Below are 22,829 nucleotides of genomic sequence, written 5' to 3'. Positions count from 1 at the left end.
GCGAGCAGCACCGACAGTCCGATTGGCTAGCCCAATGCGCCCTTCGTACCAGCGGAAACGCTGCCGGCGACCAGCGGAGCGGACGAGGCGGCCGGCACCGAGCCCTTCAGCGGGATCCGCACCGACGTGTCCGCCAGGTCGACGGTCAGCCTCGGCAGCTGGCTCGGCCGCACGATCGCGGTCGAGTCGGTACCGCCGACGACCAGGCCCAGACGATGTCCAGCCTTGACCAGGTGGTCCGTTGTGGACAGTCGGAACGTCATGCGGTACTTGGTTCCCGGCGTGATCGTGCTGGGAGCCGAGAGAGACTGGTAGTTCGCGAGGTCCGCCCAGCCACGCGCGATGATCTGCGCGTCGACGTTGCCCGTCGTCGCCTCCGTGTCGCGATAACAGGCGTCATCGCCCGTGCGGCTCTCACCCCAGCACGACTCCGTGGTCAGCGTGCGGATGCCCTCGCCGGTCCGCACCGTCGCCGGTCCGTAGTCGACGAGGTACGCCGTGAGGTGCGCGGTCGGCGTCGAGGACGACACCCCCACCGTGATCGAGGACGTGCCCGCGATGCGCAGGTCGGAGGTCAGCGGCGCCGTCGAGTAGATCGCCCTCCCGGTGTTCGAGCCGGAGAGCCAGTTCGCCGGCGTACCGCTGCCGTTGTCGGTGAACGCCGACGTGCCCGTGCCGGGCGTCGTGCCGAGTCCCGAAGAAGAAGGACGCAACACGGTGCTGACGGTGCCCGCAGGAGGCCACGTCTGGTCGTCCGCCCACTGGTTGGGCGCACGTTCCGCCGACACCTGCGGTTCGTTCTCGATGCCGTTCTGCACGTTCAGCAGCCAGCGGTCGAACCACCGGTGCAGCGTCGGGACCCACTCGCTGCGCCGGAAGTCGAACGGGTCGACGTGCGCCGTCTGCGAGAACCACAGCTTCTTCGGCACCGACGCGGGCACCGCGTCCCAGAACTGGCCGTACTGCAACGTCTTCACGTTGAGGTCGTTCAGCCCGTGGATCGCGAAGATCGACGCCTTCACGTTCGACGCCTTGCGCACGAAGTCACGCGTCTGCCACATCGCCGTGTAGTCGCCGTTGGCGGGAGAACCGTTCGTCATCTGCGTGCGCACCGCACCACACCGCGAGCGCGCGTTGGTGTTCTCGAACTGCGAACCCAGGCCGGTCGGCGAGCTGTAGCCGGGGTAGGCGACGCCGTCCGAGCGGAACCAGTCGTACCAGGAGCTGATGGCCGCGATCGGCACGATGGTCTTCAGCCCGTCGATGCCGGTCGCCGCGACGCCGTTCGCGATCGAGCCGTCCCACGACTTGCCGATCATGCCGACGGCACCGGTCGACCAGGACGCGGTCTTCGTGGTGGCGCCGGTCAGGGACGAGTAGCCGGTGCGCCGGCCGTTCAGCCAGTCGATCACGGCCGTGCCGGAGGCGATCTCCGACTGACCGCCGACGTCGACGCAGCCGCGCGACCGGTTCGTGCCGAGGAAGTCGACCAGCACGACGGCGTAGCCGCGCGGCACGAAGTAGTTGTCGTAGAAGAGCGGGAACTTGACCGGCACCCCGGCGGAGTCGTAGGTCTTGACCTCGCTCTCGTTGCCGCGCCCGGCGCTCTGGTAGTAGGGGCTGGCGTCCATGATCACGGGCACGCGCCCGGTCGTGGACGGCCTGATGATGTCGGCCGCCACCCGGTCGCGGGTGCCGTTGCCGTCGAGGTCGAGCCCGGAGTCGACGTAGACCGTCTCGCGGACCGCGTCGGCCATCGAGTGGATCGGCGCGGTCACGCCTCCGGACAGGCTGAACGCTGGTGTCGCCGCTGTGGCAGGGATCGGCGTCAGGGCCAGGGCCCCTGCTAACGCCACTACAACACGAACACGCTTCATGAAGATTCACGCTAAGGAGTGACGAAGTCACCTCGTCAGAGCCGAAAGGCTTGACCCTGCGCTGTTGCGCCGGGAACTCCGCTCACGAATATTCATTCCTCGTGAGCTTCACCTTCGAACCCGGCCGCACCCGCGTCGTCTTCGGCCGCGGCACCGTGTCCTCCGTGCGCGCCGAGGCCGAGCGGTTAGGCGCGCAACGCGTGCTGCTGATCGCCCGGCACGGTGGCGACAAGGTGGCCGCCGAACTCGGCCCGCTGCTGGTCACCCGGTTCACCGGGGCGGCCATGCACACGCCGGTCGAGGTCACGGAGCGCGCGCTCGCGTCGTTGCGTGAACACAGCGCGGACTGCGTCGTGTCGGTCGGCGGCGGGTCGAGCACAGGGCTGTCGAAGGCGCTCTCGGTGCGTGCGGGCGTACCGCAGATCATCATCCCGACGACCTATGCAGGTTCCGAGGTCACACAAGTGCTCGGCGAGACGGCGTCAGGGCTGAAGAAGACACGGCGTGACCCGGCGATCCAGCCGGACACGGTGATCTACGACGTCGACCTCACGCTGGACCTGCCGCTCGACGTCACGGTGACGAGCGCACTCAACTCTCTCGCGCACGCCATCGCCGCCCGAGGCAACGAGAACCCGCTGATCGACGCCATCGCGACCAGGGCGATCGAGGGCGTTTTGCACGCTTTGAGCGGAAATCCGTCCACTGTGGATGCGCGGACCGAGCTGCTGTCCTCGGCGTGGCTCGCGGGCACGTGCCTCGCGTCCGTCCCCATGGGACTGCACCACAAGCTCGCGCACGTTCTGGGCGGTACGTTCGGATTGCCGCACGCCGCCACCCACACGGCACTGCTGCCCCACACGGCACCGTCCGATCTGGCCACCCGCGTCCACGACACGGCCACCCGGTTCGGCGCGGCGACCTCGTTGCGGGAACTGGGGATGGCGGAGTCCGATTTGTCCCGTGCCGCGGAGATCGCCGAGCATCCGGACGCCCTGCGGGTGCTGACGAACGCCTGGCGCGACGCGTCGAAGGACTGAGCGGTTGTCATTCTTCAGGCTGATGTTCACAGCTCTGAACCGAGACCAACACCCGATGTGCTTCCTGAAGAGTTCCTGAAGCATCGGAGGCATGCTCAGCCCGTTGGATCTGTCTCTGATAAACGGACCGATCCCCAAGCTCGCCACGGCCGCCGCTGTGCTCGCCCTCACGTACCTGGCGATCCGGGGAAACCGGACGTGGTGGGTCCGCGTGCTGCCGATCGTCGTGCTGACGTGCGCACTCGTGGTGACCGGGCTGGTGCTCGTCGTCGACCACGTGTGGAAACCGTGGCCGGAGCCGCTGCCGACCGTTCTGGCGGTGTGGCTGGGCGCGGCACTCGTGGCGTTGACGCTGGCTGCGGTGCGGCTGCGCTCCGGCCGGTGGTACGGACGTGTCTTCGGCGTGCTCCTGGCGCTGGGCGTGACGGCGAGCGCGGTGGTCGCGACGAACGCCCACTTCGGGCAGTACCCCACCACGCGCGCGGTGCTGGACGTCTTCAGGAACGACACGGTCGGCCTGAACGAAGCCGCTCCCCCGCCCACGGGCGTCGTCGAGGTGCCCGCGGGCCAGAAGCTCGCCAACGTCTGGCAGCGGCCGGCGAACCTGCCGGACAAGGGCGTCGTCACCGAGGCGGAGATCCCCGGCGCGTTCAAGGCGCGGCAGGCGTGGATCTACCTGCCTCCCGCGTACAACACGACCCCACGCCCGCGGCTGCCCGTCATCGTCCTGATGGCGGGTCAGCCGGGCAGCCCCCGCGACTGGTTCGACGGCGGCCGGATCCTCGACAACCTCGACGCGTACGCGCGTCAGCACGACGGGCTCGCGCCGATCGTGGTCGTGGTCGACCAGCTCGGCACGTCGACCGCGAACCCGCTGTGCCTCGACTCGAAGCTGGGTCAGTCGGAGACGTACCTGGCGCGTGACGTGCCCGCGTGGATCAAGCAACGGCTGACGGTCGACGAGCGCCGTGAGTCGTGGACCGTCGCGGGCTTCTCCCAGGGCGCCACGTGTTCGGTGCAGCTGGCCGTGCGCGCGCCGGACGTGTACGCCAACTTCGTCGCCCTTGCTCCCCAGCCCGAGCCCTCCCTGGGCACGCGGCAGGAGACGGTCAAGGCGGCGTTCGGCGGCGACGAGGCCGCGTTCGTCCGGGTCAACCCGATGGACGTGCTCGCGCGCCAGCGATTCCCGCAGACCGCGGGCGTGGTCGTCGCCGGACGCGACGACGTCACGTACCGCAAGGCGGACGCCGAGGTCTTCGAGGCGTGCCAGAAGGCCGGAATGGACGTGCAGTGGAAAGAACTGCCGAACAACCACGACTGGAACATGGCCCGCGAGGGCCTCTTCGGGTCCCTGCCGTGGCTCGCGCAGCGGACAGGGCTGGTCAGATGATCGCCCGGCTGTTCCGCACCGCACCTCTGACGTGCGCGTTCCTCATCGTCTTCTGGACGGTCGGGGCGTTGACCGGGGCGATCGGCGGTGCGAGCGACGAGCTGCTCACGCGGACCGGGTTCGGCACCGAGAGCCCGTGGTGGACGGTGCTCACCTCGGCGCTGTGGTCGATGGACCTGCTGGGCTACGTCGCGACCACCGTGCTGCTGGCCGTCACCGGACCGCTGGCGGAGCGCGAGTTCGGTGCGCTGCGGACCGTGGCGGTCTTCCTGGCCACGCACGTGCTCGGCTCGTTCCTGGGGCTCTGGCTGGTGCTGGTCGGCGGCGACGTGCACTGGGGCTGGCTCGAGTCGCTCGTCGGCGAGTCGGCGGCGGGGCCGTCGATCGGCGGGGTCGGGCTCGCGCTCGCGCTGACGTTCCGGATGCCGCCGCTGTGGAGGCGGCGCGTCCGGCTGATGATGATCTTGTCGGTGCTGGTCCTTACGCTGTACTCAGGTTGGCTGGAAGACCTGCTCCGACTGTCCGGTGGCGTGGCCGGGTTGGTGGTCGGGGCGTTGTTCCTGAAGAGCGGGCCGGTGCACAAGGCGCGCTCGCTGCAGGAGACACGGGTGCTCGTGGCGTTGCTGCTCGCGGCGTCGGCGCTCGGGCCGGTGGTGTCGATGATGTCGCCGTACCCGAACGGGCCGCTGTGGTGGTTCGCGGACGTCGTCGCGGTCGCGCAGCCGTCGCAGGACGACGTCGACGCGATGTGCGCCTCGGACGCGGTCGAGCTGTGCCGGACGATGGTGGTCCAGCTGTCGTACGGACGGTTCCCCGCGCTCGTGATGTCGTTGCTGCCGGCGTTGCTGCTGCTCGTGCTGGCGGAAGGACTGCGGCGCGGACGGCGGTTCGCGTGGCGGACGGCGCTCGTGTTCAACGTGGCGTTCGCGGCGTTCATCGGTTCGTACGTCGTGCACGTCGCGCAGTTCCCGGACGCGAGCGTGCTGGAGCTGGCGGTCTCGTTCGGTGTGCCGATGCTGGCACCGCTCGCGATCACCGTTGTGTTGTTGTTGACGCGCAGGCATTTCGACGTGCGTCTTCCTCGGCATGCCGTCGTGCGGTTCTGGCGGTTCACGGCGATCAGCGTCGCGTTGCTGTCGGCGCTGTACGTCTTCGGCGGGTACCTGGTCCGCGACCAGTTCACGCCGGAGCCCGGGTTCGGTGCGCTGCTCGCGGACCTGCCGACGCGGTTCCTGCCGCCCGGCTACCTCGACCTGGTGCCGCTGCGGTTCTCCGCCGAGGGGTTCGTGGGCACGCTGCTGTTCGAGTACACCGGCGTGGTGTTCTGGCTGATCGTGCTGGCCGGTCTGCTGATGGCGTCGTGGCGGACGTGGCCGTCGTCGTGCGAGGAATCGGCGGCGCACGCCCGTCAGCTGATGCGGCGCCACGGCGGCTCGTCGTTGTCGTACATGACGACGTGGCGCGGCAACCAGTACTGGTTCACGCCCGACGGGGAGACGGCCATCGCGTACCGCGTGGTGGCGACCATCGCGCTGACGGTCGGCGATCCGATCGGGCCGGCGCGGGTGGACGCCGTGCGCGGGTTCGCGGAGTTCTGCGCGCGCAACGGCTGGACGCCGTGCCTCTACAGCGTGGGCGCGGAGACGCGGGCCGCGGTGGAGGAACTCGGCTGGTCGACGGTGCAGGTGGCCGAGGACACGGTGATCGAGCTCGACGAGCTGAGCTTCACCGGCAAGAAGTGGCAGGACGTGCGCACGGCGTTGAACAAGGCCGCCAAGGCCGGGATCACCGCCGAGTGGTGCACGTACGCCGACGCGCCGTACGCGATCACCGACCAGATCCGCTCGATCTCGGCGGAGTGGGTGGCGGACAAGGGCCTGCCGGAGATGGGTTTCACGCTGGGAGGCCTGGAAGAGCTGGCCGGGGACGGGGTCCGCTGCCTGCTGGCGGTGGACGGCGACCGGACGGTGCACGGCATCACGAGCTGGCTGCCGGTGTACGCCGACGGCGAGGTCGTCGGGTGGACGCTCGACTTCATGCGCCGCCGCTCGCACGGCTTCCGCGGCTCGATGGAGTTCCTGATCGCCTCGGCGGCACAACAACTCCAGGCGGAGGGAGCGCGGTTCCTGAGCCTGTCCGGAGCGCCGCTCGCACGGCTGGACCGCGGTGAGCGGCCGCGGGCCTTGCAGCGCGTACTGGACTTCACCGGGCAGGTGCTGGAGCCGGTGTACGGGTTCCGCTCGCTGTTCGCGTTCAAGGCGAAGTTCCAGCCGACCTATCAGCCGATGTTCATGGCGTATCCGGACTCGGCGGCGCTGCCGCGCATCGCGAACGCGGTGAGCCGGGCGTACCTCCCGCACCTCAACGCACGGCAGGGACTCCGGCTCGCGACCAAGATGATCATTCGGACGCGCGGGCGCGTGACCACGCCCGGCGGAACTCGCTAGTCCGAAAGGGTGGAGAGGTGATGCTCGTCAACCCACTCCCGCGCCACTAGGCGAAGATGCGCCGATGACCGTGCGGGGCGATCTCCCTCCCCAGACGACGACGTTCATCGGCCGCCGGGCGGTGCTCGCCGAAACCGAGGCACTCCTGCGCCGGTCCCGGCTGGTCACGCTGGCGGGTGCGGGCGGTACGGGCAAGACCCGGATCGCCGTGGAGACGGGACGCGCGCTGGCTCGGGCGGGGGCGTTCCAGCACGGGGTGTGGCGGGTGCGGCTCGCCGACGTCCACGCCCCGGCGGGGCTGTCCCGCGCTGTCGCGGCCGAGCTCCGGATCGTCGACAACTCGCCGGAGGCCGGGCTCGGCAGGCTCGTGGAGGCGTTGTACGACAAGCACTTGTTGCTCGTACTGGACGGCTGCGAGCACCTGCTGGAGGCGGTCCGGCACCTGGCGCACCACCTGTTGCGCGACTGCGAGGGGCTGACGGTCCTCGCGACCTCGCGGGAGCCGCTCGGCGTCTACGGCGAGCTGCTGCTGCGGGTTCCGCCGCTGGACCTGGACGAGGCGGTGGAGCTGTACCTGGACCGGGCGCAGGTGCCGCCCGGCTCAGCTGACGTCACGACGCTGTGCCAGGCGGTCGAAGGGCTGCCGCTCGCGATCGAGCTCCTGGCAGCGTCACCGGCCGACGTGGTGCTCCCCCAACGGCCTGCCACTCTGGAGCAGGTGCTCGAGTGGGTGGCGCGGCAGTGCACGGACGAGGAACGGCTGTTGTGGGCGCAGTTGTCGGTGTTCCCCGCGGACTTCGACCTTGCCGCGGCCGAGTCGGTGGCGGACGTGCTGAAACCGTTGTCCGCGTTGGTTCACCGGTCGATCGTGGCGTCGACGACGAGCCCTGTCACCGGTGAGACCCGCTATCGATTACCGAACACCGTGTCGCAGTTCGGTGCCCGTCTGCTGACGGATGCGGACGCGCCGTTGCGCCGCCACGCCTTGCACTACAGCGAGTTCGTGGACGAGGCCGCTCGCTCGTGGTTCTCGCCCGGCGAAGCGCCGTGGACGGGCCGGCTGCGGGAGGAGTGGCCGAACATCCGCGCGGCCGTCGGACACGCACTCCGGACACCCGGCCTGGCCGCGGCCGGCGCGGTCATGACGATGAACGTGCAGCGGGCGCGCTTCACGTCCTCCGCGGGGATGCTCGGGCAAGCGTGGGACATGCTGGCGGCGGCCCGCGAGGTGATCACCGAGGCACCGCTGCGGACGTCGTTGCTGGCGCACAGCGCGTACATGGCGCAGGTGCGGGGCGATTCGGCGGTGGCGTTCCCGTTGATGAGCGAGGCACGTGCGTTGCCGCGGCAGCCGATCACCGACGTGCACCTGGTACTCGCCGAGGCCACACATCTCTTCTTAGTCGAGGGCTCACCGGACTGTGTGCCGTTGTACGCGCACGTCGTCGAGCTGTGCCGTCAGTACGCGTCGCCGGGCGACATCTACGTCACCGAGCTGCTGCACGCGATGGCGGTGTGCTTCCTGCTGGACGCCGAAGCCGCGGACAAGGCCACGACAGCGCTCGCCAGGCAGGCCGAGAGCAACGGCGTGAACTGGTCGCACGCCTGGGGGCTGTGGCATCGCGGCCTCTACGAACTGCTGCACGGCGACCCGGCACAGGTGCACCCGCTGGTGATCGAGGCGTTGCGGATCCAGCTGACGCTCGGCGACACGTGGGGTGCGCCGTTCAGCCTGTGGCTGCTCGCCTGCACGTGCGCCGAACTCGGGGCCTTCGACCGCGCGGCGCGGTTGCTCGGCGCGCTGCGGTCGCAGGAACGGAACTCGCGGATCTCGTTCGGTGGCATGAGCCCGTTCCACCGGCTGCTGGACCGCGCCGACCGGACCGTCCGCCGCTCGCTGGGCGACGACTACCAGGTGATCTCGACGCTCGGTGCCGACCTGCGGCCGGAGCAGGCGATGGCGTTCGCGCTCGAACCGGTGCCGGACTCCGAACGCCGGCGGGCGAAGCCGCTGCTGCCCGGTGGCCTGACCCGGCAGGAGTTCACCATCGCCGGGCTGGTCGCGGACGGGTTCACGTCGAAGCAGATCGGGACACGGCTGTTCATCTCGCCGCGCACCGCGGACCGGCACGTGGTCAACATCCGGACGAAGCTCGGCCTGCCGAGCAGGGTCGCGCTCGCGGCCTGGCACCGCTCGGTCACCGGAGAGCGTTAGCGCGCCTCGAACGCCAGCCTCAGTCCCAGCGCGACGAACACGGACGCCGTCAGCCGGTCCAGCAAAGCCTGCTGGCGCAACAGGAACGTACGAGCGCGACCGGCCACCACGATCAGGATCGGCAGCCACACCAGGCCCAGTCCGAGGTGGACGGCGACGAGGACGGCGCCCCACGCGGGCTCACCGGCGGGCATGAACTGCGGCAGCAGCGACAGGTAGAAGACGCCGACCTTGGGGTTGAGCAGGTTCGTCAGCAGTCCGACGCGCAACGACGCCCCGGCGCCCGGCACCGGACGGGAGTCGTCGAGGGACACGGACTTCCGCGAGTTCCACAGGGCCTTGGCGCCCAGGTAGATCAGATAGGCGGCACCGAGCCAGCGGACGACGTCGTAGGCCAGTGCGGACGCCTGCAGCAGTGCGGTGAGGCCCGCGAGGCTCGCCACTGCCCAGACCAGGCACCCGAATGTGATGCCGAGGACCACGCCCATCGCCGCGCGCCTGCCACTCAGCAACGCCGTGCGCAACACCATCACGGTGTCCAGACCGGGTGTCAGGACGGTGAGCAGCGCGACGAGCGAGAAGCTCAGGAGTGCGGCGGTCGACATGCGGGCATCACATCACACGTCAGCGCGCGTCCGCCGCCGTTTTCAAGCCGAACGCGATCAGCGCTGAAGCGGACAACCGGTCCAGCAGAAGCCGTTGCCGCAGCAGGAAAGCACGAGCGCGGCCGGCCGCGGTGATCAGGATCGGGAACCACACCAGCCCGATGCCGAGGTGGACGGCCACGAGCACCGCGCCCCACGCGGGCTGGCCGACCGGCAGGAACTGGGGCAGCAGCGAGATGTAGAAGACACCCGGCTTCGGGTTGAGCAGGTTCGTCAGCAGGCCGACCCGCACGGCCGCGCGCGCCGACGGCACGGGCGCGGGTTCGTCGGTCTCGACGGGACGCCTGGACTGCCACAGCGCCTTGACGCCGAGGTAGACCAGGTACCCCGCGCCAAGCCAGCGCACGACGTCATAGGCCAGTTCGGACGCCTGCAGCAGCGCCGTCAGGCCGACCAGGCCCGCGACCGCCCACACGAGGCAGCCCAGCGTGCTGCCCACCACGACGCCCATGGCCGTGCGGCGGCCGACCAGCAGAGCCGTGCGCAGCACGAGCAGGGTCTCGAGGCCCGGCGTGATGACCGTCAGCAGCGCGACGAACGTGAAGCTCAGGAGCGCGGTGGTCGACATGACGCCATGAAAACACGGAAGAACAGCGCCACGACGAGATTTAACAGACCCGACACGAGGGCATCCGGTCAGGAAACCGGATCCACGGGCTTGGTGTAGCGGTGCGCCTGGACCGGGATCGGCCCGTCCGGGTGCGGCGCCCGGTGGTCGAACAGGCCCTCGTCGACCCAGCCGTGCCGCTCGTAGAAACGGCGGGCCCGTGCGTTCCCCGCGACGACCGCGAGCCACGCGCGGGAGTGCCCGTTCGCCGCCACCGCCTGCTCGGCGGCGGCCAGAAGTGCCTGCGCGACACCGGATCCGCGGTGGCCGGCCGAGACGTAGACCTGTTCGACCTCGTCACCGGCGACCATCACGAACCCGGCGACCTCGCCGTTCACGGTCGCGACCGTGGTCTCGCCGACGTGCTCCAGCGCGCGTGGCTCGAAGGACTCCTCCGGCCGTGCGTCGACGAGCCGCCGCGGCACGTTGCCGAGGTGCGCGTCGCACCAGCCCGGATACCAGATCCGGGCCACCGCGGCGGCGTCGTCCGGGGTCGCGCGCCGGAGCTCGATCACTCGCGGTGCCAGGCCTGGACGCCGATCCGCCCGGTGCTGCCCAGGTCGATCAGAACGGATGCCTGCTGCGACGTCGGCACCAGCGGTTGCCACGTGTCACCCGCTGCCGCCGCGATGTCGACATGCTTGCCGACCAGCGGCGGGTCCATCGACGTGTGGGTGTTCCGCCACAGGAACCCGCTCTTCGCGCTCTCCCCCGGCGCCACCGTGATCGGCTGTGGCGCGTCGTCGAAGCCTTCGATTGCCGCGATGCCACCGGATCCCTCGAGGATCGCGACGTCCAACTGCTCGTGCTCCGCGTCCAGCACCTTCACCTGCGGATACCCGTTGAGCTGCAACGGTTCGCTGCCGCAGTTCGTCACCTCGACCGACATCAAGCGCAGGCCCATCGCCGCGCTGGTGTCGTTCGTGGTGAACCGCAGACCTGTCTCGCACGACGGTTCTTCCGCCTGCGACACCGCTGTGCCCGCGACCAAGCCGGCGAGCACGGCGATCATGACGAGAATTCTGCCCCCAGATCTCATGCACTCGATACTGCCACGGCTTGAGGATCTTCGGCCGAAACCTTCACAAGCGGAGCGCCGTCCGCGTCAACAGCAACAAGCGCGGCATCGGCCCGATCACCCGGTTGCTCATGCCACTCGTCATGAAGACCGTGGGCAAGACAGCATCCACGCGAGACCAGAACTACCGCATCGACTGGGACGCTCAGGTCAGCCGGTAACCGTGCGCCGGTCGGTTCGCCATGCCGTACCGCGGCTGCACCTCCGCCTTGCCGATCGTCACCAGGTGCTCCAGGTAGCGGCGGGCACTCACGCGGGACAGTCCCGCCCGGTCCCCGACCTCCTGGGCCGACAGGTCGTTCTCGCTGTCCCGCAACGCATCCGTCACCAGACGCAGCGTCACGGCGGACAGTCCCTTGGGCATGGCCAGGGTCCGCGGCCGGTGGTGCATCAGCGAGTCGACCTGGTCCTGGTCCAGCACCTGCCCCAGCCGCTGCACCTCGATCCGCTGCGCGAGGTACTCCCGCATCCGGTCGAGGAACGCCGTGCGCGTGAACGGCTTGACGAGGTAGTTGTCGACCCCGCGGGACATGGCCTGCCGCACGGTCTCCCGCTCGCGTGCCGCCGTCACCGCGATCACGTCCACGGGCGGCCCGCCGCGAGCGCGCAGGCGCGACAGCACCTCCAGCCCGGACATGTCCGGCAGGTGGATGTCGAGCAGCACCAGGTCGGGCCGCAGCGCCTCCACGGCCCGCAACGCCTCACCGCCGCGGTGAGCCTCGCCGACCACCTCGAACTCGGGCATCGCCTCCAGGAACCCGCGGTGGATCGCCGCCACGGCGAAGTCGTCGTCGACCACGAGCGTTCGCACGCTCATCGGTTCCCCGTTTCCGGCAGCCACACGTCGAACGACGCGCCGCCGAGTTCCGAGTCGGTGATCGCGACCCGGCCGCTGCGCCGGGTCACCACCCTCGACACCAATGCAAGACCTATTCCTCTGCCGTGCGCGCCCTGGGCGTCCTTGGAACTCACGCCCAGGTCGAAGATGCGGCCGCGTTGCGACTCCGCCACTCCCGGCCCGTCGTCGTCCACGACCACCCTCACTCCGGTGACCGACGAGCGCACGAGCACCCGCACGGTTCCACCGGTCTCCACGGCGTCGACCGCGTTGTCGACCAGGTTTCCCAGCACGGTCAACGCGTCGTCGCCCGCACGAATGTCGACGGAGCTGCCGGGATCGAGCCGGAGCTCCACACCTCGTTCGTGCGCGGTGGAGGATTTTGCCAGCAACAACGCCGCGAGGGCAGGGTCGGCGTTCGCTCCGTCGATGATGTCGGCCGTGACCGAGCCGGCGCCGCCGACCCGTTCGATGTAGGCGACGGCGTCCGGACCGCGGTCCAGGTCCAGCAGACCGCCGATGACGTGCAGGTGGTTCGAGAACTCGTGGGCCTGTGCGCGCAACGCCTCCGTGACGGTGCGCTGGCCGTCGAGCTCGCGCAACGCGTCGTGCAGCTCCGTCCGATCGCGCAACGTCAGCACGACGCCGACCGCGCGTTCGTTCGTCTTGGCCGTCATCCGGTTCGCGACCAGCACCCGTTCTCCTGCCAGGACGAGCCGGTCCGCGACGTCGTCGTCACCACGGGCGAGGTCCAGCAGGCCGTCGTCGAGCACCTCCGCCGCCGGGCGTCCGCTCGGGTTCTCGGCCAGGCCCAGCAACCGCAGCGCCTCGTCGTTGACCAGCGCCAGCCTCTCCTGGTCGTCCACGGCGACCACGCCTTCGCGGATGCCGTGCAGCATCGCGTCCCTGGTCTCGAGCAGCTGCGCGATCTCGGCCGGTTCGAGCCGGAACGTCCGCCGCCGCACGTGCTGCGTGATCAGCGCGGCACCGAGCACACCGACCAGCGCGGCCGCCGCCAGCCAGCCGATCAGCTCCGGCAGGTCCTCGGCGAGGTCGGCCGAGAGCTGGCTCTCCAGGATGCCGACCGACGCCATGCCGATGACGCGCCCGTCCTCTGTCCGCACCGGCACCTTCGCGCGGAGCGACGTGCCGAGCGTGCCCGTCTCCGTGCCGACGAAGACCTCGCCGGACAACGCGCTGGTCGGGTCGGTCGACACCCGCTCGCCGATGCGCTTCGGGTCGGGGTGGGCGTAGCGGACGCCGTTGTGGTCGGTGACCACCACGTACGTCACGTTGGACGCCTTGCGGATCAGCTCCGCCAGCGGCTGGATCGTCGCGGACGGGTCAACGGATTCGAACGCCTCGATCACCGTCGGTAGCCGCGCCACGCTTTCCGCGACGGACAACATCCGGTCCTTGTAGGAGTCGCGGATCCGGTCGCTCTGCAGTTTGGCGGCGAACAGCCCGGCCGCACAGGTGGTCATGAGCACGATGACCACCTGCAACGCCAGAAGCAGCGCCCCAAACGAAACAGACCGACGGAACATGGTTGGAATTCTGACGCATCAGCTGTGAAACAGGTCACGAACTAAACGACCAATACGGAACTTACGACCTAACCCTTACGGGCCACCCGGCCGTTACCTAGCGTCCCCGCCCAACGTTCGCAACGAAGCGAGGAGTACTCGATGGGTACGGCATGGAGACGAGCGGTGGCGGTCGCCGCCGCCGGACTGGTGCTCGCCGGATGCGGTCAGGGGGCCAAGAGCGCGAGCAGCGGTGACTCCATCGCGAAGCTGGAGATCATGGCGCCCGCGGACCCCGGCGGCGGCTGGGACCAGACGGCGCGGTCGATGCAGTCGGCGGTGAGCGGCGCCAAGCTCGCCAACTCGGTGCAGGTCACCAACGTCGGCGGCGCGGGCGGCACCGTCGGGCTGCAGAAGCTCCTCAGCGAACGCTCCGAGTCGTTCCTGATGATCACCGGCCTGGTCATGGTCGGCGCGGTGGAGACCAACGCGTCGCCGGCCCGGCTGGAGGAGACCACGCCGATCGCCCGGCTGACGGCCGAGGACGAGGTCGTCGTGGTGCCCGCCGACTCGCCGCACAAGACGATCGACGACCTGCTGGCCGCGGTCGCCGAGAAGGGCAAGGGCGTCTCGATCACCGGCGGTTCGGCCGGCGGCACCGACCACATCCTCGCCGGGATGCTGCTCAAGGCGAAGAACATCGAGCCGGCGAAGCTGAACTACGTGCCGTACTCCGGCGGCGGTGAGTCGCTGGCGGCGCTGCTGGGCAAGAAGGTCGACGCGGGCATCTCCGGCGTCGGCGAGTACAAGGAGCAGATCAAGGCGGGCAAGCTGCGCGCGCTCGGCACGTCCGGCCCGAACCCGGTGCCCGACCTCAACGTGCCCACGTTCAAGGACCTGGGTGTCGAGCTGATCAACTGGCGCGGTGTCGTCGCGCCCGCGTCGATCTCGGCCGAAGCCAAGCAGCGGCTGACCAAGCTGGTCACCGACATGCACGCGAGCCAGCAGTGGAAGGACGAGCTGTCCAAGAAGGGCTGGACGGACACGTTCCTGACCGGCAGCGAGTTCTCCACGTTCCTGGCCAAGGAGATCGGCCGTGTGAAGCCGGCGCTGCAGGACATCGGGCTCGTCAAGTGATTGCTGCAAAAGTCGAGGAGTACGCGTTCGGCGGTCTGGTCGCGGCGGTCGGGGTCTTCACCCTGGTCGACGCGACCACGATCGCCGGGCGCGACGACAACGTCGTAGGACCACGCGCGTTCCCTTACGCCGTGGGCATTCTGCTCGTCGTGACGGGCATCGCGGCGATCATCGCGACCGCCCGCGGAAAGCTCGGCCAGGCCGAGGAGGCCGAGGACGTCGACGAGAACGTCCGCACCGACTGGCTCACCGTGGCCAAGCTGGTGGCCGTGCTGATCGCGCACCTGGTGCTCATCGACGTGGTCGGCTGGCCGGTCGCGGCCGCACTGCTGTTCTTCGGCGCGGCCTGGACGCTGGGCGCGACCTGGTGGCGGGCACTGCCCGTCGCGGTGGTGCTGGCGCTGCTCGTGCAGGTGGTGTTCGCGTACGGCCTGGGCCTGTCGCTGCCCGCCGGGATCTTCGAAGGGGTGCCGTTCCTCGATGGATAGCATCACCATGCTGCTGGAGGGTTTCGCGACCGCCGCGCAACCCGAGTACCTGCTGTACGCGCTGCTGGGCGTCACGCTCGGCACGGCCGTCGGCGTGCTGCCGGGCATCGGACCGGCGATGACGGTGGCGTTGCTGCTGCCGCTGACGTACACGCTGGAACCGACGGCGGCGCTGATCATCTTCGCCGGCATCTACTACGGCGGCATGTACGGCGGCTCGACGACGTCGATCCTGCTCAACACACCGGGCGAGTCGGCGTCCATCGTGACTGCCTTAGAGGGCAACAAGATGGCGAAGGCCGGGCGCGGTGCGGCCGCGCTCGCGACGGCCGCCATCGGGTCGTTCGTCGCGGGCACGATCGCCACGGTGCTGCTCACGCTGCTGGCGCCGACCATCGCGGACCTCGCGGTGCAGCTGGGTCCGGCGGACTACGTGGCGCTGATGATCGTGGCGTTCACGACCGTGGCCGCGCTGCTCGGCTCCTCTCCCGTGCGCGGTCTGGCGTCACTGGGACTCGGCCTGTTCATCGGGCTCGTCGGCACCGACACGCTGACCGGTCAGCAGCGCTTCACCCTCGGGGTGGCGACGATGTCCGACGGCATCGACGTGGTCGTGGTGGCGGTCGGCGTGTTCGCGGTCGGTGAGGCGCTGTACGTGGCGTCGCGGCTGCGGCACGGGCCGATCGAGATCATCCCCGTGGGCGGCAGGTGGATGACGCGCGGCTTCTGGGCGCGCTCCTGGAAGCCGTGGCTGCGCGGCACGTTCATCGGCTTCCCGATCGGGACCGTGCCGGCCGGCGGCGCGGACGTGTCGACGTTCCTGTCGTACGCGGCGGAGAAGAAGCTCTCGAAACGGCCCGAGGAGTTCGGCAAGGGCGCGATCGAGGGCGTGGCGGGCCCGGAGGCGGCCAACAACGCCGCCGCGGCAGGCGTTCTGGTGCCGTTGCTGACGCTCGGGCTGCCCACCACCGCCACGGCGGCGGTGATCGTGGCCGCGTTCCAGAGCTACGGCATCCAGCCGGGGCCGTTGCTGTTCACCAACAACGGTCCGATGGTGTGGGCGTTGATCGCTTCGCTCTACATCGGCAACGTGATGCTGCTCGTGCTGAACCTGCCGCTGGTGAAGATCTGGGTGAAGGTGCTGCAGATCCCGCGGCCGTACCTCTACGCGGGCATCCTGCTGTTCGCGGCGCTGGGCACCTACGCGGTGAACTTCGTCGTGGACGACCTGATCGTGCTGCTGGTGATCGGGCTGATCGGCTTCTTCATGCGGCGCCACGGTTATCCGGTCGCACCGCTGGTCGTCGGCCTGATCCTCGGGCCGATGGCGGAGGAACAGGTCCGGCGCACGCTGCAGATCAGCGAGGGGAAGCTCAGCGCGTTGGTGACCAGCCCGTTCGCGGCGGTCGCCTACAGCATCCTGGTCGTGCTGCTGGTGGTGGCGGTCGTGCTTCGGTTGCGCCGCAAGAAGTCCGAAGTGACGGTCTAACCGCGCACGGCGGCAAGCGCCTGTTCGTACAGCTCGAACGCATCAGCCTTGCCGCCGTGGCGGACCCACAGTTCCGACGCGGTGTCGACGCACGCGAACACCGTGGCGATGACGCCCATCGCGCGGGCGTCCGGGATCTCACCGGACTCGATGCCCATCCGCTTCTCGATCACGGGTGCGAGCGCCCGCTGCCACTTCAGCCGCTTCTCGAAGTACCGCGAGCGCAGCGGCGGGTTCTCGAAGATCAGCGTGGAGATCTCCAGCACCCGTTGCGGGGTGTGGTTCGACGCGGTGAGGATCGCCGTGAACCCGGCTCGCAGAGCGTCCCAGGTGGACACTTCGGGCGCCTGCGCCTCGACGGTGGCGACCAGCAGGTCGCCCAGCGCCTCCTGATCACCGCAGACCAGGTCCTCCTTGGTGCCGAAGTAGCGGAACAACGAGCGCTGCGACACTCCCGCGCTCGACGCGACCTGGGCCATCGTGGTCGCCTCGTACCCCTGCTCCGCGAACAACTTCAGCGCCGTGTCGACGATCTCCGCGACCACGGCCTGACGCGACCGGTCCCACAGCGTCGACGGCTTCTCCATGAACCCCACTCTAGCTCTGCCGGACCATCCGCCCGATCATCCTGGCGCCCATGGCACGCGAGGTGAGATGCCGTCCGGCGAACGCCAGCACCCGGTTCATCCGGCCCGAGATGACGCCCACCGGCGTGACGCGGCGTTCCAGCGCGCGCATCGCCGTCGCGACCACCTCGCCGGCGGTCTGCATCCGCAGGCCTGCCGCCATGTCCTCGCTGCGGGAGACCTCGAAGAACTCGGTGCGCGTCGCACCGGGCGACAGCACCATGACGCGCAGGCCCGTGCCGCGCGACTCGACCCACAGGCCCTCGGTGAAGCTCACCACGAACGCCTTCGTCGCGCCGTAGACCGACGACCAGGGCGTTCCCTGGTAGGCCGCCATGCTCGCCACGTTGACGAGGAAGCCGTGACCGTTGGCGCGCAACGACTCGATGAGCGCCCTGCTGATCTCGACGACGGCGTTGACGTCGACCGCGACCTCCTGCCGCAGCCGCTGGGGCTCCTCCTCGTGGAACGCCCCGAAGTTCCCGAAGCCGGCGTTGTTGACGACGCTGGTGACGCCGAACCCGGCGACCTCCGCCGCCAGTCGCTCGCCGATGCCCGGCTGGGCCAGGTCCGCCGGCACGACGTGCACCGTCACGGGGTGCGCCGCACGCAGCTCCTCGGCCAGTTCCTCCAGCCTGTCCTTGCGGCGTGCGACGAGCACGAGGCTCGATCCCCGCGCCGCGAGTTGCCGCGCGAACTCCGCGCCGATGCCCGAACTCGCCCCGGTGACCAGCACCGTTTGCTTCCTGAAGTCGACTCCCATGCCGACACCGTACGCCTGACTGGCAGTCACTGCCAACCTGTCGTTATCTGACTCAACCTTGAGTGGTGGTCTTTCTGCTCCTAGCAGAACGGCCCTTTGCGGTGGTCGGCGTGCTGTCACCATGACGACATGGCGGAGATCCTGGACTTCAAGCGCACCCCGGAACCCCTGTGGCGTGAAGCCCTGGGCCGCAAGCTTCGCGAGACGCGGGAGGAGCGCGGCGACCGCCTGGTCGACGTGGCCGACCGCGCGGGCATCTCGGTGCAGTACCTGTCCGAGATCGAGCGCGGCCGCAAGGAGCCGTCGAGCGAGATGATCGCGGCGGTCGCCGGTGCCCTGGGCATCGACCTGGCCGATCTGCTGATCGGCATCGCCGGCCAGGTCCGCAATCTCCGCGCGTCCGGCTACCTGCGGACGGGCAGCCAGTTCCACACCTCACGCCCGACGGGCCGCCCCTCGGGTCCGGTGGCGATGGTGGGCGCGTTGATGGCCGCCTAGGGCGTGTCCCGTAAGTCCGTTCGATGAGAGTCACGGTCGAGAGTCCCGGAGGCGGTGCCGCCGCGATGCCCTCATACCGGGCTTATTCGGGCTTTGCGGCCGTGCCGTCTCCGGGGCCCTCGGCCGCGACTATCGCGGACAAGACTTACGGGACACGCCCTAGGGCTGCCGCGCCCTTCCACTCACGAGCGCGCCCCACCGGCTCACGCTCGCTGGTCCAGCACCCGGTCCACGAGCCCGTACTCGACGGCGCCCGCCGCGTCGAACACGCGGTCCCGGTCGGTGTCGTGGCGCAGTTCGGCCACGGTCCGGCCGGTGTGCCTGGCCAGGATCGCCTCCAGCTGCGTGCGCACCCGCACCACCTCGTCCGCCGCGAGGATGAGGTCCGGGATCGTGCCGCGTCCCTGCGCCGCGGGCTGGTGCAGCACGACCCTGGAGTGCGGCAGGACGGACCGGCGTCCTTCCGCGCCCGCGGCCAGCAGCACCGCTCCCGCCGCCACCGCCTGCCCCACGCACGTCGTCGCGACCGGTGCCTTGATGTAGCGCATGGTGTCGTACAGCGCGAGCATCGCCGACGGGTCGCCGCCCTCGCAGTTGATGTAGAGGTTGATCTCCAGGTCGGGGTTGTCCGCTTCGAGGTGGAAGAGCTGCGCGATCAACGCGTTGGCGACGCCGGAGTCGATCCCGGTGCCCAGGTAGACGATCCGCTCGGACAGCAGGTGCGAGTAGACGTCCATGACCCGCTCGCCGCGCGCGTCCCGCGTGATGACGTTGGGAATGGTGTAGGTGCTCATGCCACGGCTCCCGAGTGCAGTCCCAGCTTGTGCATGCGGACGGGGACGACCTGCCCGAGGTCGCTGACGACGTGGTCGATGAACCCGTACTCGCGGGCCTGTTCCGTCGTGAACCACCTGTCGTGCAACGAGTCGGTGAAGATCCGGTCGAACGGCTGCCCGGTGTCCTGTGCGATCAGGCCGAGCACGGTGTCCCTGGTGTGCCGCAGGTCGTCCGCCTGCACCTCCACCTCGACGGCCGAACCGCCGATGCCCGCACTTCCTTGGTGCATCAGGATTCGCGCGTGCGGCAACGCGAACCGCTTGCCCGGCGTTCCCGCCGACAGCAGGAACTGCCCGGCGCTGCAGGCAAGGCCGAGCGCGAGCGTCGCCACATCGCACGGCACAAGCCGCATCACATCGCGGATGGCCAGCATCGAGGGCACCGAACCACCCGGCGAGTTGATCCACAACGCGATGTCCTGCCGCGGGTCCTCGCTCGCCAGCGACAGCATCTGCGTCGCCAGCACCGTGCCGTTGTCGTCGTCGAGCGCGCCGTCGAGAATCAGCACCCGCTGACCGAAGAACCGTTCCCGCAGCCCTGGGCTGAAGAGCTTCTCGCTGTTCGTCATGGCACCGACGATGCCCGCCGCCCAAGGGGTTCGCCGCTTTCTCTGCTGAGGGCAGATCAGCTCACAGCAGGCGCGGGGCCACCAGTCAGCCGGTCGTGCAGGCCGTCCCGTTGAGAGTGAACGACGCGGGCGCGGTGTTCCTGTCGCGGAACGTCCCGAGGAACCCGATCTCCACGTGACCTCGCGGCGAGATCGACCTGGCCTGGTCGACGCCGGTCGCGGCGACGGCCGAGCCCCGCTGCGACACGGAGGCGTTCCACATCTGCCGCACGCTCTGCCCGTCGGCGAACGACCACCTCAACGTCCAGCCGTTGATCGGCGCACCGCCGGTGTTGCTGATCGTGATCCTGCCCTGGAACCCGTCCTGCCACTGGCCTTCGACCCGATAGGCGACCGCACAGGCCGGCGCCGGCGGAGTGCTCGTCACCACGGGAGACGGCACCGTGGTCGTGGGCTTGGACTCCGGTGACTCGACGCGCTGCGCGGAAGGGGCGGCAGTCGTAGTGGTCGTGGTCGTCGTCGGCGTGGCATCCATGCCGTTGCACGGCGCTCCCCACAGACCGCGGTCTTCCCGCGCGGCACCGAGTTCGGCCTCCGCGAGCGACCCGGCCGCGGTCTGGGCCCTCAACACGCCCTCCCGCACGGCGAGCGACGCGTAGTCGGTGCCGTCCTCCAGCCGGAGGTTCACCTCGCCGGGCGTCAGCGCGGTGACGCGCACTGTCTTGCCCAGCAACCACTTCTCAGCGAACGCACGCGCTCCGGCAGCCCAGCAGGCCGCGGGCTGTGCCAGCAACGAGACCTCGACGCGCTCACCGCTGTCGAGCTCGACCGTGCGCCCGTCGACCACCGCGCGCACCACAGCCGGCACGTCTCCACGCGACTCGTTGACCAACGTCGGCTGACGCACCTGCGCCGGAGCGGACACGGAACGCGACGGACTCTCGGTCGTGCAAGCGCACACCAAAAAGACCAGGACAACAGACAAGGACTTCCGCAACACCAGGGACTCCCGCGCACGATCATGCAACCTGCACGACCGTAGCGGTCTCCGGGCGCCGATCACATCCACCGTTCGGCCTTGATCAACGCCCGGAGTCCTGTTCCTACGAAACGACGCCCTGCAGCGCCTTCAGTTCGTCGATCCCGCCGACGAACGACGTGCCGACGGTCAGCACACCGTCCGAGTTCCAGCCGGCCACCCGCGCGACAGTGCTCTTCTGCACGTCGGGCGTGTCCTGATAGCCGACCGCAAGGCTCAGCGTGCGCGCGTTCGCGTCGTACGTCGCCACGAGGTGCGTCCACTTGCCCGCGACGGCGTCACCCTTGGCCCGCCACACCTTCGTCGGGTTCACCGCGGCGTTCGGCATCTCCGCGCTCCACTGCGCACCGTCGTACCTCAACGCGAACGGGTCCACATCGGACGGGCCGCGCTGCGCGACGACCGTGCCCGGTGTACCGGTGGCGTCGAGCTTGGCCCACACGTTGACCGTGAACGACTGGTCGGTGTAGAGCACGGCGTCACTCGTGCGCGCGGAGCCGCCGCCGTCGAACCGCAGTCCCGACGAGCTGACGCCCGGTCCCCACGTGGCGCCACTGAGGGTCATGTCGTGTGCGTAGTTCGTGGAGTCGACCGCGACCGTGTCGTTGCCGTCGTTGAACAACCAGTGGCCGACCCCGGCGACCACGGCCAGCTCCCGCACTTCCCGCGGAGTGATCGCACGGTTCCACGCCAGCATCTCCGTCAGTTCCCCGTGCCACGCCTCGGTGGCCGCGGAGCCGCGCAGCGCCTTGCCGATCCACAGCTCGCCCTCCGCCGCGAACCCCTTCTCGACCACCGCGACCTTCTCCTGCACGACACCGTCGACGTACAGGCGGACCTCGCCGCTCGCGTCGTCGTAGGTACCGGTCAGGTGCGTCCACACCCCGGTCACGGCCCGGGCCTTCGACCGCACGGTCCGCTGGGCGGAGTTCGCGGCGTCCTTCTCGGCCAGCGCGAACGTCCACCGGCGCGTGCCGGCGTCGTAGCCGAGCCGGAACGCCGACTCCACCGCGCCCTGCTGGCTCACCACGGTCCGGTCCACCGCGCCGTCCGTGAGCCGGACCCACGCCGACACCGTGATCCCCTGGGTCGTGTCGAGCACCTTCGCGGTGGTCGCGCCACCGGCGGCCGCTCCGTCGAACCCGACCGTCGGCGACCCGCCGACCGTCCGCCCGGCCCTGGCGACGTCGAGCCCGCTCAGCACCAGGTCATGACCGTTCCCCGACCCGTCGAAGGCGGGGTCGTCACCGCCGAACCAGTACGCCTCACGCGGCTTCGGCGCCCTCACGAAGAAGCTGAACGTGCTGAGCGTGGACGCCCCGGCGCTGTCGACCGCGTGCACGCGAAGCAGCTTCGGCCCGGCCTCCGCGGGCGCCCAGCGCACCGGCACACCGACCGCCACCTCGTCGGTCGGGAACTCCGTGAACCCCCAGCGGAACTTCACGACGTCGGCCGAGGTGCTGGAGAACAAAAACGTGTCCTCCACCCCGATCCCGCCGCACCCCTCAGGAGCGCAGCCGGAGGTCTTGTAGACGGACGACGTGTACGAAGGCGCGTCCGGCGCGGCGACAGCCACCGGAACCGCCACCCCTTGCAACAGCGCGGCCGCCGCGATGATCACACCGACGCGCAGCCCGAATAGACGTCTCAAGCCAAAGCCCCCAAAGCAATCCGCGCGCGCCCCCCGACAACACGCGAACG

22 protein-coding genes are annotated in these 22,829 nt (G+C 69.7%); 9 read left to right on the top strand and 13 right to left on the bottom strand.

Annotated features, from left to right (window positions below; genetic code table 11):
* Positions 1–26: 26 nt before the first annotated feature.
* Positions 27–1,877, bottom strand: coding sequence for a Xaa-Pro dipeptidyl-peptidase (locus AB0M48_RS26495; RefSeq protein ID WP_363846827.1), 1,851 nt, complete (start codon positions 1,875–1,877; stop codon positions 27–29).
* Positions 1,878–1,978: 101 nt separating this feature from the next.
* Between AB0M48_RS26495 and AB0M48_RS26490 the strand changes: the two genes are divergently transcribed.
* The 4 genes from AB0M48_RS26490 to AB0M48_RS26475 all read left to right on the top strand — a co-directional run bounded on the left by AB0M48_RS26490 (position 1,979) and on the right by AB0M48_RS26475 (position 8,969).
* Positions 1,979–2,917 carry a maleylacetate reductase gene (locus AB0M48_RS26490; protein ID WP_363846825.1) on the top strand — a complete coding sequence of 313 codons (939 nt, stop codon included), beginning with the start codon at positions 1,979–1,981 and terminating at the stop codon, positions 2,915–2,917.
* Positions 2,918–3,020: 103 nt separating this feature from the next.
* Complete coding sequence (locus AB0M48_RS26485) at positions 3,021–4,307, top strand: alpha/beta hydrolase-fold protein (protein WP_363846823.1); 1,287 nt, start codon at positions 3,021–3,023, stop codon at positions 4,305–4,307.
* Positions 4,274–6,754, top strand: coding sequence for a DUF2156 domain-containing protein (locus AB0M48_RS26480; protein ID WP_363846821.1), 2,481 nt, complete (start codon positions 4,274–4,276; stop codon positions 6,752–6,754). The genes AB0M48_RS26485 and AB0M48_RS26480 overlap by 34 nt, the downstream gene beginning before the upstream one ends.
* A 64-nt stretch (positions 6,755–6,818) precedes the next feature.
* Positions 6,819–8,969: a LuxR C-terminal-related transcriptional regulator gene (locus AB0M48_RS26475; RefSeq protein ID WP_363846819.1), complete on the top strand. Its 2,151-nt coding sequence runs from the start codon at positions 6,819–6,821 to the stop codon at positions 8,967–8,969.
* Here the strand turns inward: AB0M48_RS26475 and AB0M48_RS26470 are convergent.
* The 4 genes from AB0M48_RS26470 to AB0M48_RS26455 form a co-directional block, all read right to left on the bottom strand.
* Positions 8,966–9,574, bottom strand: coding sequence for a LysE family translocator (locus tag AB0M48_RS26470; protein ID WP_363846817.1), 609 nt, complete (start codon positions 9,572–9,574; stop codon positions 8,966–8,968). The two genes, AB0M48_RS26475 and AB0M48_RS26470, sit on opposite strands and share 4 nt — an antisense overlap.
* A 19-nt stretch (positions 9,575–9,593) precedes the next feature.
* Positions 9,594–10,202: a LysE family translocator gene (locus AB0M48_RS26465; RefSeq protein WP_363846815.1), complete on the bottom strand. Its 609-nt coding sequence runs from the start codon at positions 10,200–10,202 to the stop codon at positions 9,594–9,596.
* 68 nt (positions 10,203–10,270) lie between these two features.
* Complete coding sequence (locus AB0M48_RS26460) at positions 10,271–10,756, bottom strand: GNAT family N-acetyltransferase (protein ID WP_363846813.1); 486 nt, start codon at positions 10,754–10,756, stop codon at positions 10,271–10,273.
* Positions 10,753–11,253 (bottom strand): DUF4232 domain-containing protein, encoded by a 501-nt coding sequence (locus tag AB0M48_RS26455; protein ID WP_363846811.1) that lies wholly within the window; start codon positions 11,251–11,253, stop codon positions 10,753–10,755. Before AB0M48_RS26455 ends, AB0M48_RS26460 begins: the two co-directional genes overlap by 4 nt.
* Before the next feature lie 47 nt (positions 11,254–11,300).
* Between AB0M48_RS26455 and AB0M48_RS26450 the strand changes: the two genes are divergently transcribed.
* Positions 11,301–11,480, top strand: coding sequence for a hypothetical protein (locus tag AB0M48_RS26450; RefSeq protein WP_363846809.1), 180 nt, complete (start codon positions 11,301–11,303; stop codon positions 11,478–11,480).
* Here the strand turns inward: AB0M48_RS26450 and AB0M48_RS26445 are convergent.
* Both AB0M48_RS26445 and AB0M48_RS26440 read right to left on the bottom strand, forming a co-directional pair.
* A complete protein-coding gene (locus tag AB0M48_RS26445; protein WP_363846807.1) occupies positions 11,465–12,136 on the bottom strand; it encodes a response regulator in 672 nt (223 codons plus the stop codon). The genes AB0M48_RS26450 and AB0M48_RS26445 overlap by 16 nt on opposite strands.
* Positions 12,133–13,641, bottom strand: coding sequence for a sensor histidine kinase (locus AB0M48_RS26440; protein WP_363847155.1), 1,509 nt, complete (start codon positions 13,639–13,641; stop codon positions 12,133–12,135). The genes AB0M48_RS26445 and AB0M48_RS26440 overlap by 4 nt, the downstream gene beginning before the upstream one ends.
* Positions 13,642–13,845: 204 nt before the next feature.
* Between AB0M48_RS26440 and AB0M48_RS26435 the strand changes: the two genes are divergently transcribed.
* Genes AB0M48_RS26435 through AB0M48_RS26425 form a run of 3 tightly spaced genes read left to right on the top strand, consistent with a single transcriptional unit; the run spans position 13,846 to position 16,797 of the window.
* Positions 13,846–14,820 carry a tripartite tricarboxylate transporter substrate binding protein gene (locus AB0M48_RS26435; RefSeq protein WP_363846805.1) on the top strand — a complete coding sequence of 325 codons (975 nt, stop codon included), beginning with the start codon at positions 13,846–13,848 and terminating at the stop codon, positions 14,818–14,820.
* A complete protein-coding gene (locus AB0M48_RS26430; protein ID WP_363846803.1) occupies positions 14,817–15,308 on the top strand; it encodes a tripartite tricarboxylate transporter TctB family protein in 492 nt (163 codons plus the stop codon). Before AB0M48_RS26435 ends, AB0M48_RS26430 begins: the two co-directional genes overlap by 4 nt.
* Positions 15,301–16,797 carry a tripartite tricarboxylate transporter permease gene (locus AB0M48_RS26425; RefSeq protein ID WP_363846801.1) on the top strand — a complete coding sequence of 499 codons (1,497 nt, stop codon included), beginning with the start codon at positions 15,301–15,303 and terminating at the stop codon, positions 16,795–16,797. Before AB0M48_RS26430 ends, AB0M48_RS26425 begins: the two co-directional genes overlap by 8 nt.
* On the opposite strand, the gene AB0M48_RS26420 is transcribed toward AB0M48_RS26425, so the two are convergent.
* Both AB0M48_RS26420 and AB0M48_RS26415 read right to left on the bottom strand, forming a co-directional pair.
* The gene (locus AB0M48_RS26420; RefSeq protein ID WP_363846799.1) at positions 16,794–17,384 is read right to left on the bottom strand and encodes a TetR family transcriptional regulator; all 591 of its coding nucleotides are present in this window, start codon (positions 17,382–17,384) and stop codon (positions 16,794–16,796) included. The genes AB0M48_RS26425 and AB0M48_RS26420 overlap by 4 nt on opposite strands.
* Positions 17,385–17,394: 10 nt before the next feature.
* Positions 17,395–18,186, bottom strand: coding sequence for an SDR family oxidoreductase (locus tag AB0M48_RS26415; RefSeq protein WP_363846797.1), 792 nt, complete (start codon positions 18,184–18,186; stop codon positions 17,395–17,397).
* Between the two features lie 129 nt (positions 18,187–18,315).
* On the opposite strand from AB0M48_RS26415, the gene AB0M48_RS26410 reads away from it, so the two are divergent.
* On the top strand, positions 18,316–18,684 hold the full coding sequence (locus AB0M48_RS26410) for a helix-turn-helix transcriptional regulator (protein ID WP_319982134.1): 369 nt from the start codon (positions 18,316–18,318) through the stop codon (positions 18,682–18,684).
* A 203-nt stretch (positions 18,685–18,887) separates the two neighbouring features.
* On the opposite strand, the gene AB0M48_RS26405 is transcribed toward AB0M48_RS26410, so the two are convergent.
* From AB0M48_RS26405 to AB0M48_RS26390, 4 genes are all read right to left on the bottom strand, one after another.
* Positions 18,888–19,478 (bottom strand): ATP-dependent Clp protease proteolytic subunit, encoded by a 591-nt coding sequence (locus AB0M48_RS26405; RefSeq protein WP_089917037.1) that lies wholly within the window; start codon positions 19,476–19,478, stop codon positions 18,888–18,890.
* Positions 19,475–20,089, bottom strand: coding sequence for an ATP-dependent Clp protease proteolytic subunit (locus AB0M48_RS26400; RefSeq protein WP_090012159.1), 615 nt, complete (start codon positions 20,087–20,089; stop codon positions 19,475–19,477). The genes AB0M48_RS26405 and AB0M48_RS26400 overlap by 4 nt, the downstream gene beginning before the upstream one ends.
* A gap of 85 nt (positions 20,090–20,174) precedes the next feature.
* A complete protein-coding gene (locus tag AB0M48_RS26395) occupies positions 20,175–21,014 on the bottom strand; it encodes a cellulose-binding domain-containing protein (protein WP_363846794.1) in 840 nt (279 codons plus the stop codon).
* A gap of 178 nt (positions 21,015–21,192) precedes the next feature.
* A complete protein-coding gene (locus AB0M48_RS26390; RefSeq protein WP_363846792.1) occupies positions 21,193–22,779 on the bottom strand; it encodes a LamG-like jellyroll fold domain-containing protein in 1,587 nt (528 codons plus the stop codon).
* Positions 22,780–22,829 lie beyond the last annotated feature (50 nt).

This window comes from Lentzea sp. NPDC051208, assembly GCF_040682435.1.
GTDB classification, from domain to species: domain Bacteria; phylum Actinomycetota; class Actinomycetes; order Mycobacteriales; family Pseudonocardiaceae; genus Lentzea; species Lentzea kristufekii.
This window is presented reverse-complemented; position numbering and strand designations above follow the sequence as displayed.

What these genes read in the sequence shown, in the direction of transcription:
- AB0M48_RS26495 (WP_363846827.1), bottom strand. Translation starts at nt 1,877, where the DNA reads ATGAAGCGTGTTCGTGTTGTAGTGGCGTTAGCAGGGGCCCTGGCCCTG.
- AB0M48_RS26475 (WP_363846819.1), top strand. Translation starts at nt 6,819, where the DNA reads ATGACCGTGCGGGGCGATCTCCCTCCCCAGACGACGACGTTCATCGGC.
- AB0M48_RS26470 (WP_363846817.1), bottom strand. Translation starts at nt 9,574, where the DNA reads ATGTCGACCGCCGCACTCCTGAGCTTCTCGCTCGTCGCGCTGCTCACC.
- AB0M48_RS26465 (WP_363846815.1), bottom strand. Translation starts at nt 10,202, where the DNA reads ATGTCGACCACCGCGCTCCTGAGCTTCACGTTCGTCGCGCTGCTGACG.
- AB0M48_RS26455 (WP_363846811.1), bottom strand. Translation starts at nt 11,253, where the DNA reads ATGATCGCCGTGCTCGCCGGCTTGGTCGCGGGCACAGCGGTGTCGCAG.
- AB0M48_RS26445 (WP_363846807.1), bottom strand. Translation starts at nt 12,136, where the DNA reads ATGAGCGTGCGAACGCTCGTGGTCGACGACGACTTCGCCGTGGCGGCG.
- AB0M48_RS26440 (WP_363847155.1), bottom strand. Translation starts at nt 13,641, where the DNA reads ATGACCACCTGTGCGGCCGGGCTGTTCGCCGCCAAACTGCAGAGCGAC.
- AB0M48_RS26435 (WP_363846805.1), top strand. Translation starts at nt 13,846, where the DNA reads ATGGGTACGGCATGGAGACGAGCGGTGGCGGTCGCCGCCGCCGGACTG.
- AB0M48_RS26425 (WP_363846801.1), top strand. Translation starts at nt 15,301, where the DNA reads ATGGATAGCATCACCATGCTGCTGGAGGGTTTCGCGACCGCCGCGCAA.
- AB0M48_RS26420 (WP_363846799.1), bottom strand. Translation starts at nt 17,384, where the DNA reads ATGGAGAAGCCGTCGACGCTGTGGGACCGGTCGCGTCAGGCCGTGGTC.
- AB0M48_RS26415 (WP_363846797.1), bottom strand. Translation starts at nt 18,186, where the DNA reads ATGGGAGTCGACTTCAGGAAGCAAACGGTGCTGGTCACCGGGGCGAGT.
- AB0M48_RS26410 (WP_319982134.1), top strand. Translation starts at nt 18,316, where the DNA reads ATGGCGGAGATCCTGGACTTCAAGCGCACCCCGGAACCCCTGTGGCGT.
- AB0M48_RS26405 (WP_089917037.1), bottom strand. Translation starts at nt 19,478, where the DNA reads ATGAGCACCTACACCATTCCCAACGTCATCACGCGGGACGCGCGCGGC.
- AB0M48_RS26400 (WP_090012159.1), bottom strand. Translation starts at nt 20,089, where the DNA reads ATGACGAACAGCGAGAAGCTCTTCAGCCCAGGGCTGCGGGAACGGTTC.